This is a genomic window from Enterococcus sp. 3C7_DIV0644, from assembly GCF_002141235.1.
GTDB classification, from domain to species: Bacteria; Bacillota; Bacilli; order Lactobacillales; family Enterococcaceae; genus Enterococcus_D; species Enterococcus_D entomosocium.
Map to the genome: position 1 here is coordinate 1007735 of NZ_NGLK01000001.1, position 2725 is coordinate 1010459.

2 pseudogenes are annotated in these 2725 nt (G+C 41.9%); one reads left to right on the forward strand and one right to left on the reverse strand.

The features are described from left to right. Positions 1 to 401: pseudogene (locus A5877_RS17435) on the reverse strand (peptidase); the annotation flags it as partial. A gap of 2017 nt (positions 402 to 2418) precedes the next feature. Between A5877_RS17435 and A5877_RS17440 the strand changes: the two are divergent. After that, positions 2419 to 2725, forward strand: a pseudogene (locus A5877_RS17440) (hypothetical protein); the annotation flags it as partial.

Genomic DNA, 2725 nt, shown 5'->3' on the forward strand with positions numbered 1-2725 from the left:
GATTCACTCACACTTAGGCTTTCGCTTGTTGAAGTCGAATCACTTACACTTGCACTATCAGACATTGAACCACGTTCACTGTCACTAATGCTGGTACTTTCGCTAACAGATTCACTCACACTTGTACTGTCACTTGTTGATGTCGAATCACTTACACTTGCACTATCAGATATTGAACCACGTTCACTGTCACTAATGCTGGTACTTTCACTAGCTGATTCGCTCATACTTGTACTGTCACTTTGACTGATTGATGTGCTTTCACTTGCAAAAATCGACTCACTTGTACTGAAGCTGCGGCTTTCTTCCGTAGAAACACTTGCACTTTCAGACTCAGAATCGCGAATGCTAGAACTGTTGCTTGTGCTTTCAGAAGCGGAGGCTTGATCGCTCGTACTCATAGATTGACTCAAACTTGTACTGTCACTTGAACTAACCGATTCGGAATCTCGGACACTTTCACTTGTACTAATGCTTTCGCTAATGGAGGTTGATTCGCTAGGTGTAACTTCCGTACTATTCCGCTCGCTTTCGCTAGTACTGATGCTGACGCTAACTGATTCACTGGTGCTAGAGCTTTGTGAATCACTTGTCGAAGCACTCACACTTTGAGATTCAATCACTTCTTGTTTTTCGCTAAGCGATGTGCTGATTGATGCCGATTCGCTTAGACTTGTACTAGTAGATTGTGAAATGCTGGTGCTCTCACTAACACTTGCCGAGACAGAATCATTTGTACTTGTACTGTCACTGGTTGAAAGGCTAGAACTGTTCGATCTTGAATATAGATCGCTTAAGCTATCACTTGCACTATCGCTATTGCTGAGTGATGTGCTTGCACTATCACTCGTACTGAAACTACGTGATTCGCTGGCACTTTCAGATCTAGATAGTAAATCACTTAGACTCGCGCTTAAACTTAAGCTGTTACTTACGCTCGTGCTACCGCTATAGCTTAGGCTATCACTTCTAGATTCACTTGCACTCTCTGATCTAGAAAGTAAATCACTTACACTCGTACTAGAACTTAAGCTGTCACTAGTTGATGTGCTCATGCTATTGCTTACACTATCACTCCGTGATTCGCTCGCACTGCTAGATTGAGAGTTCATTTCACTTAAACTTAAGCTAGAGCTGTTGCTGCCACTCAACGAAGTACTTGTGCTTTGGCTCAAGCTATTGCTCCGTGATTCACTGGCACTGGTTGAACGAGATAGTAATTCGCTCAAGCTAGTACTGCTACTTTCACTCGTACTAATTGATGTGCTGCTACTATAGCTTAGGCTATCACTCCGTGACTCGCTGGCACTGACTGATTGAGATAATTGTTCACTTAGACTTGTACTTGAACTCAAACTCGTGCTAGCTGAAGTACTTTGACTGAAACTATTACTTAGGCTATTACTTAAACTAATACCTTCGGAAAGTGAGTCACTTGTCAATTGGCTCAAACTATTACTCAAACTGTAGCTGTCGCTCGCACTAGTTGACGATGAATCACTTAATGAACTGCTAGTACTTGTACTGAGACTTAGACTCGCAGAAGTACTACTACTGTAGCTTTGACTTTCACTTGCTAGTGATCTGCTTTCTGAAAGACTATCGCTATTGCTCAAGCTAGCACTGATTGACGATGAGTCGCTCATTGATGTACTGATACTCAAGCTTTCACTCATACTTTCAGAAGCACTATTACTAATACTTGTACTATCGCTAGTACTTGTACTTATGCTTGCTGAGGTGCTGCTACTGTAGCTAGTACTGTCACTAGTACTTAGACTAATACTTGCTGAGGTACTGCTGCTAAAGCTTTCACTCATACTTGAACGTGAATCACTAATTGACGTACTCAAACTATTCGATTCACTATTACTGCTACTTGTACTAATTGAAGCAGAGTCACTAACCGAAGTACTGACACTAGTACTCATGCTCAAGCTGGCTGAAGTACTGCTGCTATAGCTTTGACTTTCACTAGTCCGTGAATCGCTCACAGACGTACTAATGCTTGTTGATTCACTATTACTTGTACTTGTGCTACCGCTGTAGCTTGCAGAGTCGCTTGCACTTTGTGACATTAAACCACTAGTACTCAATGATGATGAATCACTTAGTGAAGTACTAATACTTGCTGACTCACTGTTACTAATACTTGTACTTACTGATAATGAGTCACTCAATGACGTACTCGTACTTGTTGACTCACTGTTGCTTACACTTGTGCTGCCACTAAAGCTTGTAGAATCGCTCGCACTTAATGACAACGAAGTACTTGTGCTTAGAGATAACGAGTCACTGATCGACGTACTTGCACTTGTTGATTCACTAGTACTTACGCTTGTGCTACCACTAAAGCTTGTAGAATCGCTCGCACTTTGTGATACTGAGATACTTGTGCTCAATGACGAAGAGGCACTGATGGACGTACTCAAGCTTGTTGATTCACTGTTACTGATGCTTGTACTTACAGACATTGAATCGCTAATTGAGGCACTTGTACTTGTCGAATCACTATCACTCACACTGGTACTTAACGATGATGAATCACTGATCGATGCGCTCAGGCTTGCTGATTCGCTGTTACTGATACTTGTACTTACAGACATTGAATCGCTGATCGACGTACTTGCACTTGTCGAGTCACTGTTGCTTACACTTGTACTTAGCGATGATGAATCACTTAATGACGTACTTACACTTGTGGAATCGCTACTGCTAACACTTG